Here is a 25,652-nt window from a genome sequence, read left to right as displayed (position 1 = left end):
GGCCGTCACTCCCCCTGCCGCGCCCAGTCGTGCTGGACCGCCAGGTCCGCCTTGACCTCGGCGAGCTGCACGGCGACCGCGCTCGGCGCCGTACCACCGCGGCCGCTGCGTGAGGCCAGCGCGCCCGGCACGTTGAGCACGCCGCGGACCTCCGGCGTCAGGTGCGTGGAGATCTTGGCGAACTGCTCGTCGGTCAGGTCGTGCAGCTCGATGCCCTCGGCCTCGCAGGCCTTGACGCACTCCCCCGCGACCTCGTGCGCGACCCGGAAGGGCACGCCCTGCCTGACCAGCCACTCGGCGATGTCGGTGGCGAGCGAGAAGCCGGCGGGCGCCAGTTCGGCCATCCGCTCGGTGTGCACCGTCAGGGTGGCCATCATCCCGGTGAAGGCCGGCAGCAGCACCTCCAGCTGGTCGCAGGAGTCGAAGACCGGCTCCTTGTCCTCCTGGAGGTCCCGGTTGTACGCCAGCGGCAGCGCCTTGAGCGTCGCCATCAGCCCGGTGAGGTTGCCGATCAGCCGCCCCGACTTGCCGCGGGCCAGCTCGGCGATGTCCGGGTTCTTCTTCTGCGGCATGATCGACGAGCCGGTGGAGAAGGCGTCGTGCAGGGTCACGAAGGAGAATTCCTTGGTGTTCCAGATGATCACCTCTTCGGCGATCCGCGACAGGTTGACGCCGATCATCGCGGTGACGAAGGCGAATTCGGCCACGAAGTCGCGCGAGGCGGTGCCGTCGATGGAATTGCCCACCGAACCGTGCTCGAAGCCCAGGTCGCGGGCGACGGCCTCGGGGTCGAGGCCGAGCGAGGACCCGGCGAGCGCGCCGGAGCCGTACGGCGACACGGCGGTGCGCGCGTCCCACTGGCGCAGCCGCTCGGCGTCCCGGGAGAGCGACTGGACGTGCGCCAGCATGTGGTGCGCGAAGAGCACCGGCTGGGCGTGCTGGAGGTGGGTGCGGCCGGGCATCGCGGCGTCCGGGTGCGCCTCCGCCAGGCCGACCAGCGCGTCCTGGAGGTCGGCGACGAGGCCGCCGATGATCCGGGCGCGGTCGCGCAGGTACATCCGGAAGAGGGTGGCGATCTGGTCGTTGCGCGACCGGCCGGCCCGCAGCTTGCCGCCCAGGTCGGCGCCGAGGCGCTCGACCAGGCCGCGCTCCAGCGCGGTGTGCACGTCCTCGTCGGCGATGGTGCCGGTGAAGTCGCCGGCGGCCACGTCGGCCTCCAGCCCGTCGAGCCCGGCGATCATCCGGTCCAGCTCGTCCGCGGTGAGCAGCTCGGCCCGGTAGAGGGCGCGGGCGTGCGCCCGGGACCCGGCGATGTCGTAGGGCGCGAGCCGGAAGTCGAAGTGCACCGAGGCCGACAGCCGCTCCAGGGCGGCGGACGGTCCGTCGGCGAAGCGTCCGCCCCAGAGCTTGGCGCCCTGCCGGTCCGCGCTCACTGGGCGAGGTCCCGCTTGGCGGCGATCTTGCTGGACATGCCGAAGATCTCGATGAAGCCCTTGGACAGCGACTGGTCGAAGGTGTCGCCGGTGTCGTAGGTGGCGAGGTTGAAGTCGTACAGCGACTCGCCGGACTTCCGGCCGTTGACGACGGCCCTGCCGCCGTGCATGACCATCCGGACGTCGCCGGTGACGTGCTCGTTGGCCTCGGTGATGAAGCCGTCGAGCGCCCGCTTGAGCGGCGAGAACCACAGGCCGTCGTAGACCAGTTCGCCCCAGCGCTGCTCGACCTGCCGCTTGTAGCGGGCCAGTTCGCGCTCGACGGTGACGTTCTCCAGCTCCTGGTGGGCGGTGATCAGCGCGATCGCGCCGGGGGCCTCGTAGATCTCCCGGGACTTGATGCCGACCAGCCGGTCCTCGACCATGTCGATCCGGCCGATGCCCTGGGCGCCGGCCCGCACGTTGAGCAGCTGGATCGCCTCGAGGACGGTGACCTCCTGGCCGTCGACGGCGACCGGCACACCCTGGTGGAAGCTGATGACGACCTCGTCGGCCTCCCGCGGGGTCACCGGGTTCTGGGTGTATTCGTAGACGTCCTCGATCGGCGCGTTCCAGATGTCCTCCAGGAAGCCGGTCTCGACGGCCCGCCCGAAGACGTTCTGGTCGATCGAGTACGGCGACTTCTTGGTGGTGGCGATCGGCAGGTTGTTGGCCTCGCAGAAGGCGATGGCCTTGTCCCGGGTCATCGCGTAGTCGCGGACCGGGGCGATGCAGCGCAGCTCGGGGGCGAGCGAGGAGATGCCGGCCTCGAAGCGGACCTGGTCGTTGCCCTTGCCGGTGCAGCCGTGGGCGACGGTGTCGGCGCCGTGCTTGCGGGCGGCGGCGACCAGGTGCTTGACGATGGCCGGCCGGGACAGTGCGGAGACGAGCGGGTAGCGGTCCATGTAGAGCGCGTTGGCCCGGATCGCCGGCAGGCAGTACTCGTCGGCGAATTCGTCCTTGGCGTCGGCGACCTCGGCCTCGACGGCGCCGCACGCGATGGCGCGCTTGCGGATGACGTCCAGGTCCTCACCGCCCTGGCCCACGTCCACGGCGACGGCGATGACTTCGGCGCCGGTCTCCTCGGCGATCCAGCCGATGGCGACGGAGGTGTCAAGGCCGCCTGAGTAGGCGAGTACGACGCGCTCGGTCACGGTCTCTCCTTATGGTGCATACACTGACTGGTATAAGTATGCACTCCACCGTATGACTCGTCAAAACCGCAGGTCAGCGTGTCCTGCAAGTCGAAATGGAGGGCGGATCGGGCGGCTAGACCTCGCCCTGGGCGAGGCGCAGCAGGTGGTCGGCGAGCTTCTGGCCGCCGGCGGGGTCCCGGCTGATCAGTACGACGGTGTCGTCACCGGCGATCGTACCGAGAATGTCGTGCACCTCGGCCGTGTCGACGGCCGACGCGAGGAACTGAGCGGCGCCCGGCGGGGTGCGGACCACCACCAGGTTGGCCGACGCCTCGGCGGAGATCAGCAGCTCGGCGGCCAACCGCCGCATCCGCTCCTCCTTGACCGACTCGCCGAGCGGCGCCTGCGGGGTGCGGTAGCCGCCCTCGGAGGGGACGGCGTAGATCAGCTCGCCGTCGTTGGTGCGGATCTTGACCGCGCCCAGCTCGTCCAGGTCGCGGCTGAGCGTCGCCTGGGTGACGCTCAGCCCGTCGTCGGCGAGCAGCTTGGCGAGCTGGCTCTGGGATCGCACCGGCTGCCGGCCGAGGATGTCCACGATCCTGCGGTGCCTGGCCGTACGGGTCTGCGGTACGGCCTGGCCGCCGCCGTGCTGCTGAGCCTCGCTCATCGTCGCGTCATTCTCCGTCTGTCCCCCGGACTCCGGCGCTGCCCCGGGCTGCCCGATTCTGCTGGTTCGCTTGCCACACCTGGTCGAGCACGCCGGGCAGCACCCGGAGGAACGCGTCCGTGTCGTCGTCGCCGACGACGAGCGGCGGCGCGAGCCGCACCGTGTCGGGCACGGCGGCGTTCACCAGGAGTCCGGCGTCCTGAGCCGCCTGCTGGACCGGTGCGGACAGCGGCTCGGTGAGCACGATACCGATCAGCAGGCCCGCGCCGCGCACATGATCGACCAGCGGGTGGCCCAACGCCTCGATACCGTCCCGCAGCTTCTCGCCCTGCCGCTTGACGTGGTCCAGCAGCCCGTCGGCCGCGATGGTGTCGAGGACGGCGAGCGCGGCCGCGCACGCTACCGGGTTGCCCCCGAACGTCGTGCCGTGCGCACCCGGCGTGAACAGGTCGGCAGCGGGTCCGAAGGCGACGGTGGCGCCGATCGGCAGCCCGCCGCCCAGGCCCTTGGCCAGCGTGACCACGTCGGGCTCGACGCCCTGGGCCAGGCACTCGAACCAGTGCCCGGTCCTGCCGATCCCGGTCTGCACCTCGTCGAGCACCAGCAGGGTGCCGGTGGCGGCGGTGATCTCCCGTGCGGCCCTGAGGTAGCCGGCCGGCGGCACGACCACGCCGTTCTCGCCCTGGATCGGCTCGATGATCACCAGGGCCGTGTCGGTGTCGACGGCCGCCCGCAGCGCCGCCACGTCACCGAAGGGCACATGGGTGACCTCGCCGGGCAGCGGGACGAAGGCGTCCCGCTTCTTCGGCTGGCCGGTCAGCGCCAGCGAGCCCATCGTCCGGCCGTGGAAGGCGCCGTCGGTGGCGACCATCCGGGTGCGGCCGGTGAGCCGGCCGAGCTTGAAGGCGGCCTCGTTGGCCTCGGCGCCGGAATTGCTGAAGAAGACCCGCCCGGTCCTGCCGAACAGCTGGAGCAGCCGCTCGGCGACGGCGATCGGCGGCTCGGCCACGAAGAGGTTGGAGACATGCCCGAGGGTGCCGATCTGCCGGGTCACCGCCTCGACGACCGCCGGGTGGGCGGTGCCGAGCGAGTTGACGGCGATGCCGCCGAGGAAGTCCAGGTAGACCTTGCCGTCCGCGTCCCAGAACTTCGCGCCCTCGCCGCGTACCAGCGGCACCCGGGGCAACCCGTAGTTGTCCATGAGCACGCCCTGCCAGCGGTCGGCCAGCGCCTGGTTGCCGGTCGTGCCCGCGGTGGCGGTCGTGCCCGCCCCGCCGGTCGTATCCGTGGTCGCGGTCGTGCCCGTGGTGGCGGTCACCGTACTCCCCCTGCCTGTTCCGGTACGTGCTCTGCTGTGGTTGCCCGCGGGTCGTCGGGGACGACCATCGTGCCGATGCCCTCGTCGGTGAAGATCTCCAGCAGGATCGAGTGCTGGACCCGGCCGTCGATGACGCGGGCGGTGTGCACGCCGTTGCGTACGGCGTAGAGGCAGCCGCGCATCTTGGGGACCATGCCGCTGGACAGGTCGGGCAGCAGCTTCTCCAGCTCGGTCGCGGTGAGCCGGCTGATCACGTCGTCGCTGTGCGGCCAGTCCTCGTAGAGCCCCTCGACGTCGGTGAGCACCATCAGCGTCTCGGCGCCCAGCGCGGCGGCCAGTGCGGCGGCGGCGGTGTCGGCGTTGACGTTGTACACATGCCCGTCGTCGGCGGCGCGGGCGATCGAGGAGACCACCGGGATGCGGCCGTCGGCGAGCAGCGCCTCGATCGCGCCGGTGTCGATGGCGGTGATCTCGCCGACCCGGCCGATGTCGACGGGCTCCCCCTCGATGGTCGGGAAGTGCTTGACCGCGGTGATGGTGTGGGCGTCCTCGCCGGTCAGGCCGACCGCGAGGGGCCCGTGCTGGTTGAGCAGCCCGACCAGCTCGCGCTGGACCTGCCCGGCCAGCACCATGCGGACCACTTCCATCGCCTCGGGCGTGGTGACCCGCAGCCCGGCCTTGAACTCGCTGACCAGGCCGTGCCGGTCGAGCGCCGCGTTGATCTGCGGGCCGCCGCCGTGCACGACGACGGGCTTGAGGCCGGCCTGCCGCAGGAAGACCACGTCCTGCGCGAAGGCGGCCTTCAGCTCCTCGTCGACCATGGCGTTGCCGCCGAACTTGATCACCACGACCCGGCCGTTGTGCCGGGTCAGCCAGGGGAGCGCCTCGATGAGCACTTGTGCCTTCGGGAGTGCGGCGTGCTTGCGGGCGGTCATGAGCTGTACGCGCTGTTCTCGTGGACGTAGTCGGCGGTGAGGTCGTTGGTCCAGATCACCGCGGACGCGTCGCCGGCGGCCAGGTCGGCGGTGATCACGACCTCGCGGAAGCGCATGTCGACCAGGTCGCGGTCCTCGCCGACCGAGCCGTTCCTGCACACCCACACGCCGTTGATGGCGACGCTGAGCCGGTCCGGCTCGAAGGCGGCGGACGTGGTGCCGATCGCGGACAGCACCCGGCCCCAGTTGGGGTCCTCGCCGTGGATCGCGCACTTGAGCAGGTTGCTGCGGGAGATCGTGCGGCCGACGTCGACCGCCTCGTCCTCGGTGGCGGCGTTCACGACCTCGATCCTGATGTCCTTGCTCGCGCCCTCCGCGTCCCCGATCAGCTGCCTGGCCAGGTCGGCGCAGACGGCGCGGACCGCGTCGGCGAAGTCGTCGTAGCCGGGGGTGACGCCGGAGGCGCCCGAGGCCAGCAGCAGCACGGTGTCGTTGGTGGACATGCAGCCGTCGGAGTCGGCCCGGTCGAAGGTCACCCGGGTGGCGTCACGCAGCGCCTTGTCCAGGGTGGGGGTGTCCACGTCGGCGTCGGTGGTCAGCACCACCAGCATGGTGGCCAGGCCCGGCGCGAGCATGCCCGCGCCCTTGGCCATGCCGCCGACCGTCCATCCCCCAGAGCCTCCGGCATGGGAGGTGCCCCCACCAGAGCCGCCGGCATGGGAGGTGCCCCCACCAGAGCCGCCGGCATGGGAGGTGCCCCCACGAGCGCCGCCGGCGACGGCCGTCTTGTGGACGGTGTCGGTGGTCTTGATGGCGATGGCGGCCTTCTCGCCGCCGTGCTCCGACAGCTCGGCCGCGGCCAGCCCGATGCCCGGCAGCAGCTTGTCCATCGGCAGCAGCAGGCCGATCAGACCGGTGGAGGCCACCGCGACCTCGCCCGCGCTGTGGCCGAGCACCTCGGCGACCCGCTCGGCGGTGGCGTGCGTGTCCTGGAAGCCCTGCGGCCCCGTGCAGGCGTTGGCGCCGCCGGAGTTGAGGACGACGGCGGTCACCGCGCCGCCCTTGAGCACCTGCTCCGACCACAGCACGGGCGCGGCCTTCACCCGGTTGGAGGTGAAGACGCCCGCGGCGGCGCGGCGCGGGCCCGAGTTGACCACCAGGGCCAGGTCCGGGTTGCCGTTCGCCTTGATCCCGGCGGCGATGCCCGCCGCCTGGAATCCCTTCGCTGCGGTCACGCTCATGGGGCGACTCCGATCGTGGTGAGCCCGGTCGTCTCGGGCAGTCCGAGGGCGATGTTCATGCTCTGCACCGCGCCGCCCGCGGTGCCCTTGGCCAGGTTGTCGATGGCGCTGATCGCGATGATGCGCCGCGCGTCCTCGTCGTACGCCACCTGGAGGTGAACGGCGTTGGAACCGTAGACCGACGCGGTGGCGGGCCACTGGCCCTCGGGCAGCAGGTGGACGAACGGCTCGTCGGCGTACGCCTTCTCGTAGGCCGCCCGGACGTCGGCGGCGGTGACGCCGGGGCGGGCCTTGGCGGTGCAGGTGGCGAGGATGCCGCGGGGCATCGGCGCCAGGGTGGGCGTGAAGGAGACGCCGACCCGGGTGCCGGCCGCGGCGCTGAGGTTCTGGATCATCTCCGGGGTGTGCCGGTGGCCGCCGCCGACGCCGTACGGGCTCATCGACCCCATGACCTCGGAGCCCAGCAGATGCGGCTTGGCCGCCTTGCCGGCGCCCGAGGTGCCGGACGCCGCGACGACGACCGCCTCGTCCTCGGCGAGCGCGGCGGCGTAGGCGGGTACGAGCGCGAGCGACACGGCGGTCGGGTAGCAGCCGGGCACCGCGATCCGCCGGGTCCCGGCGAGCGCGGCGCGGGCGCCTGGCAGTTCGGGCAGCCCGTAGGGCCAGGTGCCGGCGTGCGGCGAGCCGTAGAAGCGCTCCCAGTCGGCCGCGTTCTCCAGCCGGAAGTCGGCGCCCATGTCGACCACGAGCACCTCGTCGCCGAGCTGCTCGGCCACGGCCGCGGACTGCCCGTGCGGCAGCGCGAGGAAGACCACGTCGTGCCCGGCGAGCACCTCGGCCGAGGTGTCCTGGAGCACCCGGTCGGCCAGCGGCACCAGATGCGGCTGGAGCCCGCCGAGCCGCTGCCCGGCATTGGAATTCCCGGTCACCGCCCCGATCAGGACTCCGGGGTGCCCGACCAGCAGCCGCAGCACCTCCCCGCCCGCATATCCGCTCGCCCCGGCAACCGCCACCCGCACCGCCATCGAACCCTCCTCGTCAACGGCATGACTATACGGCGGGCCGCACTTTTATGCAAAGGTCATTCCGGCGTGTGCGCCCGGCGTGTGCATAGGATCCCCGCCATGCCACTGCGACTGGTTCAAGTGAACATCAAGGCCCGGGACGACCAGGCGGTCGGCCGGTTCTGGGCGGATGCGCTCGGCTGGACCGCCTCCACCGGAGGACAGGGCGCGACCAGCGCCACCCCCGCCGGCTTCGACTGGCTGGACCCGGCGGCCACCGTCTGCATCGACGTCATCGCCGTCCCGGAGGCCAAGGCGGCGGTGAAGAACCGCGTGCACATCGACCTCGCCAGCACCTCCCTCGCCCACCAGGCCGCCCTGGTCGCCCGGCTGAGGTCCCTCGGCGCGACGCCCGCCGACGTGGGCCAGGGCGACGTGCCCTGGACCGTGCTCGCCGATCCCGAGGGCAACGAATTCTGCGTGCTCGAACCCCGCAGGACCTACCAGGACACCGGGCCGGTCGCCGCGGTGGTGGTCGACTGCGCGGACCCGCCGGCCATGGCCCGCTTCTGGGACGAGGCGACGGACTGGGCACTGCACGCGGTGACCGACGGCCAGGCGGTGCTGCGCTCCCCCGCCGGCACCGGCCCCTACCTCGAATTCCTCCGCTCCCCCGACCGGAAGACCGTCCCGGACCGCGTCCACCTCGACCTGGTGCCCCACCCCGGCGCCGACAAGGAGGCGGAGGTGGCCCGCCTGCGCGCCCTCGGCGCCACCGACCTCGACGTCGGCCAGGGCGACGTCCCGTGGACATGCCTGTCCGACCCGGAGGGCCACGAATTCTGCGTCCTCGCCAGGAGCTGAGGCCTGCGGCGGCTCCGGCGGCTGCGGGAGGTGCGCGGGATTCCGGGTGCTGCGGGATGTGCGCCGGGATGTCGGCGAGAATCCCGTCATGGATGAGATGACCACCCCGACGGGGGCAGGCCACGGCAGGGCGGTCGCCGTCCGGTTGCCGATAAGGGCGCGGAGCAGGAACGAGCCGCACCGGGCGTCGACGCCGCTGGAGCTGCTGTTCGACCTGTGCTTCGTCGTGGCGGTCGCACAGGCGGGGTCGAGGCTGGTGCACGCGCTCGCGGAGGGGGAGCCCGCGCACGGGATCGGCGGATATCTGCTGGTCTTCTTCGCCATCTGGTGGGCCTGGATGAATTTCACCTGGTTCGCGTCCGCCTACGACACCGACGACATCGCCTACCGGCTCGCGACGCTGGTGCAGATGTCGGGCGTCCTGGTGCTGGCGGCCGGGGTACCGCGGGCCTTCGACCAGGGCGACTACACGGTCGCCGTCGTCGGCTACCTCGTCATGCGCGTGGCGCTGACCTTCCAGTGGCTGCGGGCGGCGCTCGGCGAGCGCGGGGCGGCGCGCAAGGTCGCCCTGCGGTACGCCGCCGGGCTCGTCGTCGTGGAGTTCGCCTGGGTGGGGCTGCTCCTGCTGCCCGGGTCCTTCTGGACCGGCGGGTTCCTGGTCCTGGTGGTGGCCGAACTGGCGGTGCCCGCGTATGCCGAGCACGACCACGCGACGTCCTGGCATCCGCACCACATCGCCGAGCGCTACGGGCTGTTCACCATCATCATGCTCGGCGAGACCATCTCGGCGGCGACGGTCGCCGTGCAGTCCGCGCTGGACGAGTCGGCGGCGCTCGATCTGCTGCTGCCGATCGCGGGCGGCGGCCTGCTGATCGTCTTCGCCGCCTTCTGGAGCTATTTCGCGGTGCCCATCCACGAGCACCTGGTGTCCAGCAGGCGGGCCTTCGTGTGGGGTTACGGCCACTACGCCGTGCTGGGCTCGGCCGCCGCGATCGGTGCGGGCATCGAGGTCGCGGTGGAGCAGGTCACCCACCACGCGGACATCTCGGCGCGCGCCGCGGGCGCCTGCGTCACGGTGCCCACCGCGATCTTCATGATCACCGTGTGGGCCGTGCACACCCGCCACTTCAAGAACGGGCTCGCCCAGCACCTGGTCCTGCCGGCCGGCGCGGCCGCGGTGCTGCTGTGCACGCTCGCCGGACACCTGGCGGTCCCGCTGGCGGGCCTCGCCGCCGCCTGCACGGTCGCCGCCGGGGTGTGGCTGACGGGTGCCGCGACGCGGCTCTAGCGAGCGGGACGGAGGGTGGCCGCGACCGCGACGGCCGCGTAGTCCACGGTGAAGGCGCCGCCCACCGCGTCGACGGCCTCGCCGATGCCCTGCACCAGTGCCGCGAGGGTGGCCGGCGGGAAGAGGCTGTGGCCGCCGAAGGTCGGGACCTGGTCCAGCCACTCGTCGCGGGTGTAGGTGCGCTGCCAGTCGTGGCGCCACCGCTGCGGCTCGGTGAAGGAGCCCGCCTGGCGGATGCCGTCGGCGGCCGTGTCGAAGATCGGCGCGTAGCCGTCGAGGGCGGGCATCGCCTTGCGGTAGGCGGGCGAGTCCGGCAGCAGCCGCGCGTAGACCGTGCGGACCGCCTCGGCGAGGTCGGGCGGCAGGCAGGCCACGTTCCAGAACGGGGCGAGCAGGCCGCCGGGCCGCAGGACGCGGGCCGCCTGCGCCGCACCGGCGGCCGCGGCGACCCAGTGCCAGGACTGGCCCGCGACGACCGCGTCGAAGCTGCGGCCGGCCGGGTCGCAGGTCTCGATGGCCGACACCTCGGCCCGGAGCCCGCCGCGCCTGGCGGCGGCCGCCATCCGCGGGTCGGGGTCCACGCCGAGCACCCGGCAGCCCGCGGCCTGGAACTGCCGGGCGGCGATGCCGGTGCCGCAGCCGACGTCGAGGAGGTCGGGGCCGGGGGCCGCCGCGGTGACAGCGGCGATCAGGGCGTCGGGGCAACCGGGGCGGGTGCGCTCGTATCGCTCCGCGTCGGCGCCGAAGGATTCGGCCATGCCGCGCCGGCGCGGGTCCATGCCGGATGACGGTAAGGTGGGCATGCGCCCACTCTAAGTGGGCACCCGCCCACTCGCCAACGGGTGGGCCCTCGACGGACGAGAGGCGGACCCGCGGTGCCGACCGGAGTGGCCCTGCGCGACGTACGGGAGCAGCTGTTCGACGCCGCGGAGCGCATCCTGCTGCGGGAGGGGCAGAACGCGCTGACCAGCCGCGCGATCACCGCGGAGGCCGGCGTCGCCAAGGGCGTGCTGCACCGGCACTTCGCCGACTTCGACACCTTCCTCGCCGAACTCGTGAGGGACCGGATCGGCCGGGTCGAGCACCAGGCGACCGCCCTGCGCGAGTCCGCGGGGACCGGCACCGTCGAGGGGAATCTCGGCGACACCCTCTCGACGCTGTTCTGCTCGGTCGCCGTGGCGATCGTCGGCCTGGTCACCGCGCGCGACAGCCTGCGCGCGATGCTGCGCGGCAGCGGAGTGAGCGGCGTACCCGTGCTCGCCGAGGCGACCGAGATGGTCGCCGCCTACCTCCGCGCGGAGCGCGACCTCGGCCGCCTCGCGCCCGACGCGGACGTCGACACGCTGGCGATGATGCTGATCGGGACCGGACACCTGCTCTTCGCCGGGCTGCAGCCCGGCACCGCCCCGGAGGCCGCGGAGATCCGCACGGTGGTGCGCACGCTGCTCACCGGCGTGGCGGAGTAGCGGAGCAGCCGTCGGCCGGCGTCGGCCGGTGGGGCGCTCGGGCGGGCCTGCCGTGCCCCCGCCGGGGAGGCGTACGCACGCGCCTGCCGTGCCCCCGCCGGTCGGGCGCTCGCGCGAGTCTGCCGCGCGCGCCCCGGCTGCTCTGCGACAATGCCCGCACGCCGGACCGGCGTACGCCCGCACAGGAGGAGCCATGGCCGGCAAGTTCGCAGGAACAGTCGAGATCGACCGCCCGATCGAAGAGGTCTTCGCCTTCCTCGCGGACGGCACCAACGACCCGAAGTTCAGCCCGCGGGTCCTGGAGATCACCAAGACCACGGACGGCCCCACCGCGATCGGCACGGTCTACGCCAGCACCGTCAAGGACGCCGGCATGACGACCAAGCGCGAATTCCGGATCACCGATTTCCAGCAGCCGACCAGGATCCGCTGGACCGAGCTGTCCAAGAACACCGTGACCTCCCAGGAGGGCGGCTACGACCTGCAGTCGCTGCCCGGCGGCGGCACCCGGGTCTCGATCTTCAACGTCCTGGAGGGCCACGGCGTCGGCAAACTCCTGGTGGGCCTCGCCCTGCTGGCCGCCCGCAGGGACGCGGACGCCTTCGCCCACCGGATCAAGGCGGCCGTCGAAGCCGCCTGAGCCCGGCCCCGGTCAGGCCCGGGGCGGCTGCCGCACCGCGCGCAGCACCACGAACTTCGGGTCGGACGCCATCACCTCGCTGTTCCCGAACAGCCGCCGCAGCCGCACGTGGTAGCCCAGATGGCGGTTGCCGACCACCCACAGCTCGCCCCCGGGCCGCAGCGCGGCCCGGGCGGTGGCGAACATCCGGCGCGCGCTGCTGTCGCTGGTGGCGCGGTGGGAGTGGAAGGGCGGGTTGTTCAGTACGAGGTCGGCGCTGCCCGCGGGCACGCCGGTCGCCGCGTCCGCGACCAGGAATTCCGCCGCGGCGGCCGCTCCCGCGTTGTCCCGGAAGGTCGCCTCGGCCGAGGCGACGGCCTGGTGGGACTCGTCGGTGAAGAGCACGTCGGACTCCGGATTGGCGAGCGCAGCCGCCGTACCGACGACACCGTTGCCGCAGCCCAGGTCGATCACCCGGTCGGGCCCCTGGCGCCGGGGCAGGTGCCCGAGCAGCAGCCGGGTCCCGACGTCGAGCCGGTCGGCGCAGAAGATGCCGGCGTGGTTGGTGACCGTACGCCCCGACATCGGGCCGATGCCGTCCGGCAGGGCGTAGCGCAGCGGCCAGGGGCCGGGGGTGCGCGGCAGGCCGGGGTCGGGCGTGCAGTGGATCAGCCGGGCCTTGCGTACGGCGAGCGAGGTGGTCGTCGGGCCGAGGATCCGCTCGAAGAGGGCCAGGGTCGAGGTGTGGATCTCGGTGACCATCCCGGTCCCGACCACGACGGTGTCCCGGTGGACGGCCGGCGCCAGCGCGTGCAGCTGGTCCTCCAGCAGCGCCAGGTTCCTCGGCACCCGGACCAGCAGCAGGTCGACGCGCTCCGGCGGTGCGGCCCAGGTGTCACGGGGCGAGAGCAGCCGTACCCGGTCCTCGGCCCCGATCCTGCGCAGATTCGCCCGGGTCGCCTGCTGCCCGAGGAAGGAGTCGGAGATCTGCACCGGCTGCCGCTCGGCGAGCGCGGTGGCCAGGGCGCCCCATCGGTCCCCCAGCACCACGGTCGTCCCGCCCGGCGCGGGCGGATTCTCCGCCAGATGCCGCAGCAGGTAGTCGTCCGCCGCGTCCCAGGCCCGCAGTTGCTCGCGGGGCTCCGCGGGGTAGCGGGTCAGGTCGAGGTCGCCCCACGGCGTGCTGAATCGGTACATGATCCTCTCAGCCTAGGCCCTGCCCCGCGACGTCGCCGCCCGCACCGCTTGCGGGCAAGGAGCGGGGCGCACCGCTGTGAGCACGTCCGACATGCACCGCCTGGATGGCCGACCAGCACGGAAAACGCGTGCAGGCTGCTTTCAAAGAGGCTCTCGGCCGCGACGGTTGTCGCGGGATCACCGAGCGATCCCCCGCTCCAGGCCGTGCATCGCGTCAGGGAAGCGGTGCACGGTCGCGCGCTTGCAGGCGCGGGCAGAACCTGGTGGCCGCCGGTGCTACACCCGAACGGTCATCTCCACGGTGACCTCGTCCCCGGCCGAGAGGCCTTGCGGCACGCGCACGGCGCTCTTGATCGGCAGGAGATAACCGCCGTCCTTCGGGAAGAGCGATGTCGTGAAGGCGACCCCACCGATCCGGGCCTCGACAGGGACGACGCCCCAGCCGTACGTGGCCATCGACGCCACCTCGCGTATGTCGGCGGACTGCCCTTCCGGCACAGGCACGAAGTAGAACGGGGCAGGCCCTCGCCATTCGATCACGTGACCGGCGAAGACGACGTCCATGAAGTCCAGTCCGTTCTCCGAGCAGCACCGAGTCCGGCTCAGCGTACAGCCGGGGCACGGAGCGGGGCCCGGACAAAATCCCGGGTGGCGGGCAATTGCCTGACGGTAGCCTCGCCCGGGAGTGATCCACCGAGCGGGAGGGGCAGGGCATGCCGGAGCAGGACCGGATCGAGCGGGCGCGGGAGCTCTACGAGTTGGCGATGTTCGGCGGGGACACGTCCGCGCTGGCCACGGCCGACCAGGAGTTGGACGCGGTCGAGGCACCGATCGCGCTGGAGCGCGGAAAGGTGCTGCACGTGCGCTTCCTCGACGACCGTCGGGAGAACCCGCAGGAGCTGGTGCTGTTCGAGCGTGCGGCCGAGCTGTACCACCGCCTGGACGATGCGGGCGGTGAGGCCGACGCGCTGTTCTGGATCGGTTGCTGGCACCAGGTGGTACGCGACGACGGCGCCACCGGCAGGCCGTACTTCGAGCGGTCTTACGCGCTGGCGCGGTCCGTCGGCGACCGGAAGACCATGTCCTACGCGGTGCGCCATCTCGGCTTCGCCGAGAAGGAAGCCGGGCGGATCGACCGAGCCCGCGAGCTGCTGACCGAGTCCGTGACGCTGCGGCGCGAGATCGGGTTCCTGCCCGGGGTCGCTGCGGGGCTGGTGGCGCTCGGCTTCCTGTCCGCCGAGACCGGCGACCGCGAGGCGGCCCTCGGGCACCTCGACGAGGCGCAGGCCACCGCCGAACGGTGCGGGGCCAAGGCCGTGCTGGGATGGATCGAGCAGGCGCGCGCCGACATCTGAACCGGGCCCGGTCAACTGGGGTCGCGGGACACGGTGCGGCAGCTCACCGGAGGGCATGGGATCCGCCCGGTCGCAACCCTCCGGAAGTCATGAATTCCGTGAATTCGCAAATCCGCCGGAGGGCACAGAACTGTTCATCCCGCAAATCCGGCAGAGGGCATGGATTCCCTTATTCCGCAACAGTCATGACTGGAAACTCCACACTTGACAGCGCTGTGGAGTTTGCTTACGTTCCAGTCGGTCAGATTCTTGCTGATCGATATCCGAAGGTGTTCATGACCCCGCCTCCGACATTGCCGAAGTCCAGGCAGCAGTTGATCCTTTCCGTTCTCATGCTGTGTTCGCTGCTGATCTGGCTGGACAACACCGTCCTGAGCACCGCGCTGGAAACCCTCGCCGACCCCGTCCGCGGCCTGGGGGCCGATCCCGGTCAGCTGCAGTGGGCGACGGGTTCGTACACTCTGGCCTTCGCCACACTGATGTTCACCGCGGGCGCACTGGGCGACCGCTTCGGTCACCGGACCGTGTTCTCCGGTGGGTTGGCGGTCTTCGCCGGGGCCTCCCTGTGGGCGGCGTACGCAGGCGATGCGGGCCAGCTGATCGCGGCTCGGGCTGCGATGGGCGTGGGCAGCGCGCTGATCACGCCCGCCAACCTGGCCATCCTCATGTGGACCTTCACCGGCCCCGCGCGGGCTGCCGCGATCGGCGTCTTCTCGACGTCGGCCGGTGTCGGAATGGCCGCCGGCCCGGTGCTGGCGGGATTCCTGCTCGGGCATTTCTGGTGGGGCTCGGTCTTCCTGATCAATGTCCCGGTCGCGGCATTGTCGTTGGCCGGGCTCGCCGCGCTGGTTCCGAATTTCCGCAGCCCCGCTCCGCGGCCGCTGGACCCCGCCGGAATGCTGCTGTCGGCCAGTGGACTGGTGGCGTTGGCCTACGGGCTGATCCGGGCGGGACAGGCGGCTGCGTGGAGTCGTACCGACGTCTGGGCGCCGATCGCCGCCGGTCTGGTTCTGCTGGCCGTCTTCGTATTCGCCGAAATGCGCGTCAAAGCGCCCAGCTTTGATCCGCGACTGCTCGCGCAACGCACATTCGGTGGCGGCAATGCGGCACTCGGACTGCTGCTCTTCGCCGTGGCCGCCATCACCTTCTACAACGCTTTCTACCTGCAAGGCGCGCTCGGCTTTTCGCCGATGAAGGCGGGCCTGGCCAACATCCCGACCGCGTTCGGCGCGCTCGCGGGAGCACCCCTCGGCACCCGCCTGGTCCGCCGCCTGTCGCTGCGCCCTGTCGCCGTGCCGGCGCTGACCCTGGCCGCGCTCACCATGGGCGCGTACGGGTTCCTCGGACTGCGGACCCCACTCGGCTGGATCGAGATCCTGCTGTTGATACAGGGCCTCTCGATCGGCATGGTGATCGGCCCCGTCACGGCCGCGTTGATCAGCGACCTGCCGTTGGAGCAGGCCGGCGCAGGCTCTGCCGTCACCAACACCGTGCGGCAGACCGGCAGCGTGATCGGAATCGCCGTAGGCGGCACGATCATGTCGATCACGTACCGACGCGCGATCGAGCCTTCGTTGAAGGGCGCACCCGGTCCGGTGCGGGATCAGGCCCGGGTTTCCGCAGAACAGGCCCGCCAGGCCGCCACCGCTACCCACCGCCCCGCCCTTGCCCAGGCCGCTGACAACGCGTTCATCCACGCGATGCACGTAGGCGCGGGCTGGATCGCGGTCATCGCACTCCTCGGTGCGGCTGTGCTGCTGATCGCTTTGCCTGCCGCCGAAAAAGCGGCGGCCCTCGGAGGACCCGTGCGCCTCCGTGAGGCACCTTGAAGGCCCGCGATGATCGAGCCCTGCCCGCGCCGCTCCGCGACGCCGCCACCGCAGCACCGCCGCCGGCCCGGGATGGCCGCACGCCCCGGATGTGCCGCCACGGGGAGGTGGCGGCACATCCGGCAGGCGGGCCGTCGGATCAGGACGGTGTCAGCTGCCATTGCTGGTTGGCGCCGTTGTTGGCGGTCCACTGCACGACTTGGGCGCCGTCGCTGGTCGACTGGCCGCTCACGTCGGCCGCCAGGCCGCTGTCGTGGCTGATGATGGTGTAATACCCGTCGCCGGTGGATCGCACGTACCACTGCTGGTTGGTGCCGCCATTGGCGGTCCACTGCTCCAACTGGAGGCCGGTGGTGGTGGAACCGCCGTTGACGTCGAGCACCTTGCCGGTGGGGTTGTAGCGCAGGGTGAAGGCGCTGCCGGAGGCGCTGAGGGTCCAGGTCCCGCCGCCGGTCTGCTGGACGGCCTTGGCGCCGTCGGCGGTGGAGTTGCCGGCGATGGCCAGCGGCTTGCCGCTGTTGCGGTTGACGATCCGGTAGGAGCCCGGTGCGGGACCGGTGCTCCCGCCGCCGCTCAACGTGAAGTACTCGACCGCGTCGTTGAACACGGTCGTGCCGGCTTTGCTGGTGGACAGGACGAGGTAGACCCGTGAGCCGCTGGACGGCGCGGTGAACGACACGGTCTGCGTCGCCTTCGAGCCGAGCGGGACGGTGAGGGTGGTGTTCCCGGAGGCGATCACCGGGCCGGTGGCGCTGTCGAGGTGGGCGCTCCAGGCGAAGCCCACGGCGGTGCCGGTGAAGTCGTCGTTGAACACCGAGATCGTACGGTTCACGGTGCTGTTGGCGGCGTATCCGGGGACCGCTTGCGTGAGCGGGAAGGTGCCGTTGGAGTCCGACACGCCGGAGGCCGACCAGTAGGGCAGGTCGACCGCGGCAACGGGGTTGAACGCGGCCTGGACGCGCTGGATCTGCGGATTGCTCCACGGGTCGGAGAGGTTGTCGACGCCGTAGAGGGGGTGGCCGCCCTCTTCTGGGGTGAAGTCGGTGGTACGGACGCCGGGTATGACGCCCGCCCAGGCGGACAGCAGGGTGTAGGGACGCAGGTCGCTGGCGTCCTTGGCGCGCTTGGCCACCATCGTGGTGGCGAACCACTCGAAGCCCTGTTTGGTGTTGCACTTCGGCCAGATGTACTCGCCCTCGCCGTCCGGCCGGCCGGACACCGAGACGACCTTCTCGCCGTAGTTGCCGAAACCGTCCAAGTAGTGCGCGAAGACGTCGAAGTTGGCGTACGTCATGGTGGGGTAGGGGTTGGCCGGAGCGCCGACCCACGAGTCGACGCTGACCGGCCGGGTGCCGTCGTTGCCGTTCATCGCCGCGTACAGGTCCTTCTCGAACTGCTCCGAGTCCATACCGCTGCTGCCGGGCTCGTTGCTCTGGCTCCAGCGGATCACGGCCGGGTGGTTGCGGTCGCGCAGGGTCAGCGAGCGGGCGTGGTCGACCATGTTGTCGTGCCCGGCGACGAAGTCCTGAAGGCTGTTGGAGCCGCGGATGCCGGTCTCGTCGATGATCATCAGGCCCATCTCGTCGGCCACGTCGAGCATGTAGGGGCTGGCCGGCTCCTGATGAATGCGGACCACGTTGTAGTTCAGCCGCTGGTAGTTGTCGACCGCCTGCGGCCAGCCGCCGTTGCCCGAGGAGGGCGCGAGGAAGCCGGGCAGGGTGTCGTAGGCGTCGCCCTTGCCGCCGTTGTTGACGCGGTCGAAGTCGGCGCCCTGGAGGTTGTCGCCGCGGAAGTTCACCCGCACGCCGTTGAGGTAGTAGTACTCGCCGTTCTGGCTGCTCTCCCGGAATCCGAAGCGGTACGTGGCGTCGCTGGTGCGGCCGTCGTCGGTCGCCGCGTGGACCGTCAGGCGGTGCAGTTGGGCGCGATACCCCTGGCGGTAGGGGACGTTGGGCCACCAGTACGAGGAGGAGCCCAGGTTCCACGCCACCGGCCCGACCGTCACCTTGACCGTCGAGTGGGCGGCCACCGAGACCGTCTTGCTCGGCAGCGCCGGATAGCTGAACGACGTGCCGTTGTCCGAGGCGAGCGAGCCGGTCAGCGTCACCGTCCGCGCGGCGCCTGAGGTGTTGGTCACCGACGCGTCGTAGGTGAGGGTCTGATTGGCCACGGACGTACGGACGAACGTGTCGCTGACGTACACCGCCGGATACACGCGCAGGAACGCCGAACGGAAGATCCCCTGCGGCACGGCCTCGGCCCAGTCCGCCGCGTCGGGCACCAGATACCTGCCGTTCGCGGGGTTCTTCAGGGCGCCCCTGCCCTTCACATCGACCGTGATGGTGTGCGTGGTGCCGGGTGTGGCGTAAGCGCTGATGTCGAAGTTCGACGGCGTGAAGGCGGTGGTCTTGGTCGCCACCGTCCGCCCGTCGACCGACAGGGTCGCCTGGTGGTTCACCGCGCCGAACTCGATCCATGTGGACTGCGGCTGCCCGGAGTCCGGCACGGTGATGGTGCGGGAGTACACCGCCTCGTTCACATCGGTGAAGCCCTGCTTGTACCAGCCGCCGCCCGGCACGGTGATCGACGTCGCCGACCGGCCCACCGGGGTGAAGCCCCACGTGCCGGCCAGGTCGACCGACGCGATGGCGGCGTTGCCCGCGGTGAAGCCGTCGGTGCCGGAGGCCGGCGCGGCGGGAACGGCCGCCGTGGGCCTTAGGGCGGTCGCCGTGGCCGGCTGTGTTCCCACAGCCCCGGTCAGCAGCGCCACGACGGCCACGGACCAAAGGGCCAGGCGTCGACGGCGCGGCGGCTGTACGTGTTGTCGCTTCACACGATCCTCCTTGTAGACGGACCCGGCACGGGCAGGTGGTGAACCGGCCGGGGCGGCGCTGAAGCCGTAAGGCGGTGAGCGACCCGCCGGGTTGGCCTTGTCCCACCACAACTCGCCGACAACCAGGGGGAAGGGGGCCCGCCCGGACCGCCCGACCCCTCGGCTCACCTGACGGGCACCCACCGTGTTAGCGCTCACATATACTGATCGGTCGGAGATATGGCATCACTGGAGGGACAGATGTTTCGGATACAAGAACGTGCACCTCCGCCCCTCGCGGTGTCAAGCCTCACGACACGAACCGATTCATCCGGTCATCGGTGAGACCTCCCGTCCCCACCCTTGCCCTGGGCGCCTCTGTGCCCGCATCGGCGCCAGAAGCCGAGGTCCCCGCGCGGACGGCCGGCGCGCGGGGCCGGCACCGGAACAGGCGCGTACCGCACACCCCTTGAGGTGGCGCCGACAGATGTGTCAGTCTCATTTCGACCCCTCTACCGGAGCATTGCCCCCGCAGGCCGACCGCGCACACCTGGACCCCTCCCACCGAATGTGAGCGCTCACCCCTCCTGGGCGACGCGCGCTCAGGAATTGCAGCGCCCCGCGCCGGTCGGCACTTTGTGCCGGCTCCTGGAAAGACAAGCGCGCGGCTGTAACCCGCGCCGCTATCTGCTGTGAGGAGCAGCAGCCGTGGCACCGCCATCCGCAAGTGTCGCTCGCGTGGACGGGAGGGCCGGCGGCATCGCCCAGGCCGGTGCCATCCCCGCCGTACTTCGTCCTCGTCGTCAAGCGCGACCAGCCGCGCCTGCACGCCGCACTGCGGGCCTACCGTGGAAGAAGTGCGCCACGGTGCGCTACGACCGCGAGACCGGGCACGGCCGACGCGAGACCCGCCCGGTGCGTGTGCCGACCGTCACCGGCCTCGGGGCATCGAGTCGGTCCACCACGAGCACGCCGGGCACAAGGCGGACCAGGCAAGGCAGGGCACGGCCGCCGCCATCGCGGACAGTAGGCCAGAAACCACTCGGCGTGACGCTCGCAAGAGAAATAGCCTGCCAGGCAGGATGGGGTGCAGCGAGACACACGCACGCCTGACCGGCACCGCGCCACTCGCCGGATGGTTCGAAATGAGTCGCACCTCTACGGGTCGGACGACGACGACAAGTGAGCAGCGGATACAAACCTACCGGGTGTCCTATACCCGAGCCGGTTCCTCGCACGCCAGCCCGGCCCGGACCGTTCCCATCTTGACGTTGCCGAACTGAGCGCCAGTGAGGTCACAGTTCACGAAGCGCACGTTGTGCATCTCCGTGAACTGAAAGTCAGCTCCGACCATTCGGCAATCAGCGAAGGCTGTGGCAAAGATTTTCGCGTTCCGGAACATGGCGGGCGCGCTGACACAGTTCTCGAAGGTCACGTCTCAGTCGTCGCCATCGACACCTCCAACGGCTCGATCGCCGGGTTCACCGAACTCGTCGTGCCCGGCGGCGGCACAGGTGATGCCCAGCACTACGGCACCGGCGTGCTTCCCGAGCACCGCGGACACGGCCTCGGCCGCTGGATGAAGGCCGAGTCGATCCGACAGGCCCAGGGGCACTACCCGGACCTCGGCGGCCTCCTGACCGACACCGCCGACAGCAACACGCACATGAGACACATCAGCGACAGCCTCGGCTACCTGCCCACGCACACGACACTGCAGTACCAGCTCGACCTGTAGAGACGAGCGGACGGGCCGGACCTGGGCATCACCTCGTCCGGCCCGTCAGCACTTTCACAACAGGCCCTAGAGCACGGAGGCCTTCGTCGTTCACATGCGCTCCAGGCCCCCGCCCTATGAGGCCGCTCCGCGGCGTACCGAAACCTTGATTCCAGTCCCGCTCCGGGGAGGTAGCGGGAGTGGAGTCCTCGTGGCGGCACTCGGAGGCTCTGTCCGCCTCTCTGAAGTCCCCTGAAGGCCTGCGAGTGCTAGCCAGCCCGGTCTGCGTCCGGAAGATCGGCCAAGAGGGCCGCCATGCGCTCTAGCGGGCCCATTGCCCACCCCGCTGCGCGTAGCGGTCCTGGACGAGGGTCATGGCGCCCAGGGGGTCGGCGGCGACCTGGGTGGCGGAGAAGTAGACATTGCCCCGGACCTGCGGGTGTCCGGCACAGAGGTCCAAGTGGCGGAGCAGTTCTCGGGGGTCCTGCCACTGTGCCGGCTGCGCCGGAACGCCCACCTTGTAGAGGGCCTCGCCGACGTAGAGGCGCACCCGGGTGCCGGAGACGACGTCGGACCACCAGGGGACGAGCACGGCGTAGTCCGCGGCCGTGAAGCCGATGTTCCAATAAACCTGCGGGACGATGTAGTCGATCCACTCCCGCTGGACCCAGCCGCGGGTGTCGGCGTGCAGGTCGTCGTAGGTCTGTACGCCCGCGGTCGTGGCCGAGCCGAGCGGGTCGGTGGCGGCGTTGCGCCACACGCCGAAGGGGCTGATGCCGAACTGGGTACCCGGGCGGATCGCCTTGATACGCAGGGCGGTCTCGTGGACCAGCAGGTCGGTGTTGTGCCGGCGCCAGGCGTCGCGGTCCGGGAAGCCGGCGCCGTGGCGGGCGTAGGCGTCGTCGTCGTCGAAGACCTGGCCGGCGACCGGGTAGGGGTAGAAGTAGTCGTCCCAGTGGACGGCGTCGATCGGGTAGCGGCGGACCGCGTCCAGCATCGCGTCCTGCACGAAGCGGCGGACTTCCGGCAGGCCGGGGTTGTAGTAGAGCTTGCCGCCGTAGGCGACCGTCCACTCCGGGTACAGCCGCGCCGGGTGGGTCGGGGCGAGCAGGGCCGGGTCGTCGCTGTTCGCCACCCGGTAGGGGTTGAACCACGCGTGGAGTTCGAGGCCGCGGCGGTGGGCCTCGCGCACGGCCGTGCCCAGCGGGTCCCATCCGGGGTCGCACCCCTGCGTCCCGGTCAGATACGCGGCCCACGGCTCGTACGGCGACGGCCAGAACGCGTCCGCGGTGGGCCGCACCTGGAACATGACGGCGTTCAGCCGCCGCTCGACCGCCAGGTCGAGCAGCCCGAGCAATTCGCTGCGCTGGGCTTCTGGGGGCAGGCCTGGGGCTGACGGCCAGTCCGTGTTCGCGACGGTCGCGATCCACATGCCCCGCAATTCCCTGCGGGGCTTGTGGGGGTGGTGGGCCGCGCCCACTCCCGTGGCGGCTTCGGCTTCGGCTTCGGCGGTGGCCGCGCGCGCCGCTGTCGGCAGTGCGGCCGCCGCGGCCGTGGTGGCCGCGGCCAGAGTGAGCGTTCTCCGTGACAGCCGTTCCATCCCTGCCTCCTGGTGTCCTGGGCCGACCCGAACCGTCCATCCCTGCCCTTTGCTCCGCCGGGGCAACCCTGCCAGGCCCTCGCATGGGCGCACGTCGCCACCGGCCCCGAGGGGCCGCTCGGTCCGCCCCGGACCACCGGCCGGTGATGGGCTGAGCGCGCCGTTCCCCGCGCCCCCAGGGGGGTGCCCTCCACCGCAGAGGCCAGCCCAGCAGGTGCGCACGGGCGGGGGAGTTCGGGGGGCGGTCAGGGGACGACCGTTGGCAGCCGGGAAGGCGAGCGCTATCATCGGATCTCTCGTGGGAGCGCTCCCACGCCTTCGTCCGCCCCCCACCCAAGGACGTACCCCCATGCTTCGCAGACCCCTCGCCGCGCTCGTCGCGGCGCTCTCCCTGATCGGCGGCGCCGTCACCGTGGCCTCGGCGACAGCGGCCGCCACGAACGCGGGCGCGGGTGCCGCTGCCGCGGCGCCGGCCGCCGTATCGGACACGTACAGCTGGAAGAACGTGCAGATCGGCGGCGGCGGCTTCGTCCCCGGCATCATCTTCAACCAGTCGGAGAAGAACCTCGCCTACGCGCGTACCGACATCGGCGGCGCCTACCGGTGGAACGAGTCGGCCAAGTCGTGGACGCCGCTGCTGGACTCGGCGGGGTGGACGGACTGGAACAAGAACGGCGTGGTCAGCCTGGCCACCGACGCGCTGGCGCCGGACAAGGTCTACGCCGCGGTCGGGATGTACACCAACTCCTGGGACCCCAACAACGGTTCCATCCTGCGCTCCTCGGACCGCGGCGCGACCTGGTCGGCGACCGCGCTGCCGTTCAAGCTCGGCGGGAACATGCCGGGCCGCGGCATGGGTGAGCGGCTGGCGATCGACCCGAACAAGGACAGCGTGCTCTACTTCGCCGCACCCAGCGGCAACGGGCTGTGGCGCAGCACGGACTCCGGCGTGACCTGGGCGAAGGTCACCTCCTTCCCCAACGCCGGGAATTACGTGGCCGACGCGTCGGACAGCACCGGCTACCAGAGCGACAACCAGGGCGACGTGTGGGTGACCTTCGACCCGCGCACCGGCACCAAGGGCGCCACGACGCAGACCATCTACGTGGGCGTCGCCGACAAGGCCAACACCGTCTACCGCTCGACCGACGGCGGCTCCACCTGGTCGCGGCTCGCCGGGCAGCCCACCGGCTATATCGCGCACAAGGGCGTACTGGACTCCGTCAACGGCTACCTCTACCTCGCCACCAGCGACACCGGCGGCCCGTACGACGGCGCCAAGGGCCAGGTCTGGCGGTACGCCACCGCGACCGGCACCTGGACGAACATCAGCCCGATGTCGGACGCGGACACCTACTTCGGCTACAGCGGGCTGACCGTGGACCGGCAGCACCCGGGGACGGTGATGGTCACCGGGTACAGCTCCTGGTGGGCCGACACCCAGATGTTCCGCTCCACCAACAGCGGGTCCACCTGGACGCGGGCCTGGGACATCACCAGCTACCCGACCCGCAGCGACCGCTACACGATGGACGTCTCCGCCTCGCCGTGGCTGAGCTGGGGCGCCTATCCGGCGCCGCCGGAGGAGACGCCGAAGCTGGGCTGGATGACCGAGTCGCTGGAGATCGACCCCTTCAACTCCAACCGCATGTGGTACGGCACCGGCGCCACCGTCTACGGCACCGACAACCTCACCAACTGGGACTCCGGCGCGAAGTTCGCGATCAAGCCGAACGCCAAGGGCCTGGAGGAGACCTCGGTCCAGGACCTGATCAGCCCGCCGACCGGCGCGCCGCTGATCAGCGCCCTCGGTGACATCGGCGGCTTCCGCCACACCGACCTCACGGCCGTGCCGCCGATGATGTTCACCCAGCCGAACTTCACCACGACCACCAGCCTGGACTTCGCGGCCGCCAGCCCGAACACCATGGTCAGGGTCGGCAACCAGGACACCGGCGCGCATGTCGCCTTCTCCACCGACGACGGCGCCAACTGGTTCGCCGGCACCGACCCGTCCGGCGTCGGCGGCGGCGGCGGTACGGTCGCGGCGGCGGCGGACGGCAGCGGCTTCCTGTGGAGCCCGCAGGGCGCCGGCGTGCAGCACACCACCGGCTTCGGCAACTCCTGGTCGGCCGCGAGCGGCATACCGACCGGCGCGGCGATCGGGTCCGACCGGGTGAACGCGAAGAAGTTCTACGGCCTGTACGGCGGCAAGTTCTACGTGAGCACCGACGGCGGCGCGACCTTCGCCGCCACCGCCGCCACCGGGCTGCCGGCCGACAGCGGGAAGCTGAAGGCGCTGCCCGGCGCCGAGGGCGACGTGTGGATCGCGGGAGGCAGCGGCAGCACGTACGGGCTGTGGCACTCCACGAATTCCGGCGCGTCCTTCACCAAGCTCTCCAACGTGCAGGAGGCCGACAACATCGGCTTCGGCAAGGCGGCCCCCGGCGCGTCCTACCAGGCGCTCTACACCAGCGCGAAGATCGGCGGGGTACGCGGCATCTTCCGCTCCACCGACGCGGGCGCGAACTGGGTGCGGATCAACGACAACGCCCACCAGTACGGGGTGACCAACACCGCCATCACCGGCGACCCGCGGGTCTACGGCCGGGTGTACGTGGCGACCAACGGCCGCGGCATCATCTACGGCGACACCTCGGACAGCTCCGGCACCACCACCCCGACGACGACTCCCCCGACGAGCCCGTCCACGACACCTCCGACCACTCCCCCGACCACACCTCCGACGACACCTCCGACGACTCCGCCCACCACCGGGACGTCGACCGGGTCGTGCACGGTCGGCTACGCGATCACCAACCAGTGGCCCGGCGGCTTCCAGGCCTCCGTCATGGTCACCAACACCGGCGGCTCCGCGCTGAACAACTGGAAGCTCGGCTGGTCCTTCACCGCGGGAGAGAAGATCAGCTCGCTGTGGAGCGCGGACTACACGCAGAGCGGGGCGGCCGTGTCCGTCACCGCGCCGAGCTGGGCCACCTCGATACCGGCCGGCGGCAACGCGGTCTTCGGCTTCGGCGCCACGGTCACCGGGACCGCGGCGGTGCCCGCGGCGTTCACCCTGAACGGCGCCGCCTGCACCAAGGTCTGAGCAGCACCTGCGGCCAGGGGCGC

20 protein-coding genes and 1 pseudogene are annotated in these 25,652 nt (G+C 71.3%); 8 read left to right on the top strand and 13 right to left on the bottom strand.

The genetic code is table 11. From position 1 onward, the window contains the following. Positions 1-5: 5 nt before the first annotated feature. The 7 genes from argH to argC all read right to left on the bottom strand — a co-directional run bounded on the left by argH (position 6) and on the right by argC (position 7,794). A complete protein-coding gene (argH, locus tag OG900_33810) occupies positions 6-1,433 on the bottom strand; it encodes an argininosuccinate lyase (GenBank protein ID WUH94640.1) in 1,428 nt (475 codons plus the stop codon). Continuing rightward, positions 1,430-2,626, bottom strand: coding sequence for an argininosuccinate synthase (locus tag OG900_33805; protein WUH94639.1), 1,197 nt, complete (start codon positions 2,624-2,626; stop codon positions 1,430-1,432). Before OG900_33805 ends, argH begins: the two co-directional genes overlap by 4 nt. Positions 2,627-2,741: 115 nt before the next feature. Continuing rightward, complete coding sequence (locus OG900_33800; protein WUH94638.1) at positions 2,742-3,275, bottom strand: arginine repressor; 534 nt, start codon at positions 3,273-3,275, stop codon at positions 2,742-2,744. A gap of 7 nt (positions 3,276-3,282) precedes the next feature. Continuing rightward, a complete protein-coding gene (locus tag OG900_33795; protein ID WUH94637.1) occupies positions 3,283-4,593 on the bottom strand; it encodes an acetylornithine transaminase in 1,311 nt (436 codons plus the stop codon). Further along, on the bottom strand, positions 4,590-5,528 hold the full coding sequence (gene argB / locus OG900_33790) for an acetylglutamate kinase (protein WUH94636.1): 939 nt from the start codon (positions 5,526-5,528) through the stop codon (positions 4,590-4,592). The genes OG900_33795 and argB overlap by 4 nt, the downstream gene beginning before the upstream one ends. After that, positions 5,525-6,769, bottom strand: coding sequence for a bifunctional ornithine acetyltransferase/N-acetylglutamate synthase (locus OG900_33785; GenBank protein WUH94635.1), 1,245 nt, complete (start codon positions 6,767-6,769; stop codon positions 5,525-5,527). The genes argB and OG900_33785 overlap by 4 nt, the downstream gene beginning before the upstream one ends. Then, positions 6,766-7,794, bottom strand: a complete 1,029-nt coding sequence (gene argC / locus OG900_33780; GenBank protein ID WUH94634.1) for an N-acetyl-gamma-glutamyl-phosphate reductase — start codon at positions 7,792-7,794, stop codon at positions 6,766-6,768. Before argC ends, OG900_33785 begins: the two co-directional genes overlap by 4 nt. Positions 7,795-7,893: 99 nt before the next feature. Between argC and OG900_33775 the strand changes: the two genes are divergently transcribed. Further along, complete coding sequence (locus OG900_33775; GenBank protein ID WUH94633.1) at positions 7,894-8,637, top strand: VOC family protein; 744 nt, start codon at positions 7,894-7,896, stop codon at positions 8,635-8,637. Between the two features lie 97 nt (positions 8,638-8,734). Next, a complete protein-coding gene (locus OG900_33770; GenBank protein WUH96015.1) occupies positions 8,735-9,925 on the top strand; it encodes a low temperature requirement protein A in 1,191 nt (396 codons plus the stop codon). Here OG900_33770 and OG900_33765 read toward each other — a convergent pair. Continuing rightward, positions 9,922-10,728 carry a class I SAM-dependent methyltransferase gene (locus OG900_33765; protein ID WUH94632.1) on the bottom strand — a complete coding sequence of 269 codons (807 nt, stop codon included), beginning with the start codon at positions 10,726-10,728 and terminating at the stop codon, positions 9,922-9,924. The genes OG900_33770 and OG900_33765 overlap by 4 nt on opposite strands. Before the next feature lie 72 nt (positions 10,729-10,800). Here OG900_33765 and OG900_33760 point away from each other — a divergent pair, with 72 nt between their 5' ends. Further along, the gene (locus OG900_33760) at positions 10,801-11,391 is read left to right on the top strand and encodes a TetR/AcrR family transcriptional regulator (protein WUH94631.1); all 591 of its coding nucleotides are present in this window, start codon (positions 10,801-10,803) and stop codon (positions 11,389-11,391) included. 193 nt (positions 11,392-11,584) lie between these two features. Further along, complete coding sequence (locus OG900_33755; GenBank protein WUH94630.1) at positions 11,585-12,031, top strand: SRPBCC family protein; 447 nt, start codon at positions 11,585-11,587, stop codon at positions 12,029-12,031. A 12-nt stretch (positions 12,032-12,043) separates the two neighbouring features. Here OG900_33755 and OG900_33750 read toward each other — a convergent pair whose 3' ends face one another. Together OG900_33750 and OG900_33745 are read right to left on the bottom strand one after the other, a co-directional pair. Next, entirely contained in the window at positions 12,044-13,207 is a 1,164-nt protein-coding gene (locus OG900_33750; protein WUH94629.1) for a methyltransferase, read from the bottom strand. Between the two features lie 276 nt (positions 13,208-13,483). Next, positions 13,484-13,771 carry a DUF1905 domain-containing protein gene (locus OG900_33745; GenBank protein WUH94628.1) on the bottom strand — a complete coding sequence of 96 codons (288 nt, stop codon included), beginning with the start codon at positions 13,769-13,771 and terminating at the stop codon, positions 13,484-13,486. Positions 13,772-13,920: 149 nt separating this feature from the next. On the opposite strand from OG900_33745, the gene OG900_33740 reads away from it, so the two are divergent. Together OG900_33740 and OG900_33735 are read left to right on the top strand one after the other, a co-directional pair. Beyond that, positions 13,921-14,562 (top strand): tetratricopeptide repeat protein, encoded by a 642-nt coding sequence (locus OG900_33740; protein ID WUH94627.1) that lies wholly within the window; start codon positions 13,921-13,923, stop codon positions 14,560-14,562. 215 nt (positions 14,563-14,777) lie between these two features. Beyond that, positions 14,778-16,391 (top strand): MFS transporter, encoded by a 1,614-nt coding sequence (locus OG900_33735; protein ID WUH94626.1) that lies wholly within the window; start codon positions 14,778-14,780, stop codon positions 16,389-16,391. A gap of 139 nt (positions 16,392-16,530) precedes the next feature. Here the strand turns inward: OG900_33735 and OG900_33730 are convergent, their stop codons facing one another. Together OG900_33730 and OG900_33725 are read right to left on the bottom strand one after the other, a co-directional pair. Next, positions 16,531-19,224: an RICIN domain-containing protein gene (locus OG900_33730; protein ID WUH94625.1), complete on the bottom strand. Its 2,694-nt coding sequence runs from the start codon at positions 19,222-19,224 to the stop codon at positions 16,531-16,533. A gap of 1,192 nt (positions 19,225-20,416) precedes the next feature. Next, positions 20,417-20,605 (bottom strand): pentapeptide repeat-containing protein, encoded by a 189-nt coding sequence (locus tag OG900_33725; GenBank protein WUH94624.1) that lies wholly within the window; start codon positions 20,603-20,605, stop codon positions 20,417-20,419. 39 nt (positions 20,606-20,644) lie between these two features. Here OG900_33725 and OG900_33720 point away from each other — a divergent pair. Continuing rightward, positions 20,645-20,941, top strand: a pseudogene (locus OG900_33720) (GNAT family N-acetyltransferase). 301 nt (positions 20,942-21,242) lie between these two features. Here OG900_33720 and OG900_33715 read toward each other — a convergent pair. Then, the gene (locus tag OG900_33715; protein WUH94623.1) at positions 21,243-22,520 is read right to left on the bottom strand and encodes a family 10 glycosylhydrolase; all 1,278 of its coding nucleotides are present in this window, start codon (positions 22,518-22,520) and stop codon (positions 21,243-21,245) included. Positions 22,521-22,869: 349 nt separating this feature from the next. On the opposite strand from OG900_33715, the gene OG900_33710 reads away from it, so the two are divergent. Beyond that, entirely contained in the window at positions 22,870-25,629 is a 2,760-nt protein-coding gene (locus OG900_33710) for a cellulose binding domain-containing protein (protein ID WUH94622.1), read from the top strand. Positions 25,630-25,652 lie beyond the last annotated feature (23 nt).

The organism is Streptomyces sp. NBC_00433, from assembly GCA_036015235.1.
Taxonomy (GTDB): domain Bacteria; phylum Actinomycetota; class Actinomycetes; order Streptomycetales; family Streptomycetaceae; genus Actinacidiphila.
The sequence above is the reverse complement of the archived record's forward strand: the minus strand, read 5'-3'. Positions and strand labels throughout refer to the sequence as shown.

Bases quoted from the DNA above. Each gene is read 5' to 3' on its own strand.
- OG900_33800 (WUH94638.1), bottom strand. From the start codon at position 3,275: ATGAGCGAGGCTCAGCAGCACGGCGGCGGCCAGGCCGTACCGCAGACC.
- argB (WUH94636.1), bottom strand. From the start codon at position 5,528: ATGACCGCCCGCAAGCACGCCGCACTCCCGAAGGCACAAGTGCTCATC.
- OG900_33785 (WUH94635.1), bottom strand. From the start codon at position 6,769: ATGAGCGTGACCGCAGCGAAGGGATTCCAGGCGGCGGGCATCGCCGCC.
- argC (WUH94634.1), bottom strand. From the start codon at position 7,794: ATGGCGGTGCGGGTGGCGGTTGCCGGGGCGAGCGGATATGCGGGCGGG.
- OG900_33775 (WUH94633.1), top strand. From the start codon at position 7,894: ATGCCACTGCGACTGGTTCAAGTGAACATCAAGGCCCGGGACGACCAG.
- OG900_33770 (WUH96015.1), top strand. From the start codon at position 8,735: ATGACCACCCCGACGGGGGCAGGCCACGGCAGGGCGGTCGCCGTCCGG.
- OG900_33765 (WUH94632.1), bottom strand. From the start codon at position 10,728: ATGCCCACCTTACCGTCATCCGGCATGGACCCGCGCCGGCGCGGCATG.
- OG900_33755 (WUH94630.1), top strand. From the start codon at position 11,585: ATGGCCGGCAAGTTCGCAGGAACAGTCGAGATCGACCGCCCGATCGAA.
- OG900_33750 (WUH94629.1), bottom strand. From the start codon at position 13,207: ATGTACCGATTCAGCACGCCGTGGGGCGACCTCGACCTGACCCGCTAC.
- OG900_33745 (WUH94628.1), bottom strand. From the start codon at position 13,771: ATGGACGTCGTCTTCGCCGGTCACGTGATCGAATGGCGAGGGCCTGCC.
- OG900_33740 (WUH94627.1), top strand. From the start codon at position 13,921: ATGCCGGAGCAGGACCGGATCGAGCGGGCGCGGGAGCTCTACGAGTTG.
- OG900_33725 (WUH94624.1), bottom strand. From the start codon at position 20,605: ATGTTCCGGAACGCGAAAATCTTTGCCACAGCCTTCGCTGATTGCCGA.
- OG900_33715 (WUH94623.1), bottom strand. From the start codon at position 22,520: ATGGAACGGCTGTCACGGAGAACGCTCACTCTGGCCGCGGCCACCACG.
- OG900_33710 (WUH94622.1), top strand. From the start codon at position 22,870: ATGCTTCGCAGACCCCTCGCCGCGCTCGTCGCGGCGCTCTCCCTGATC.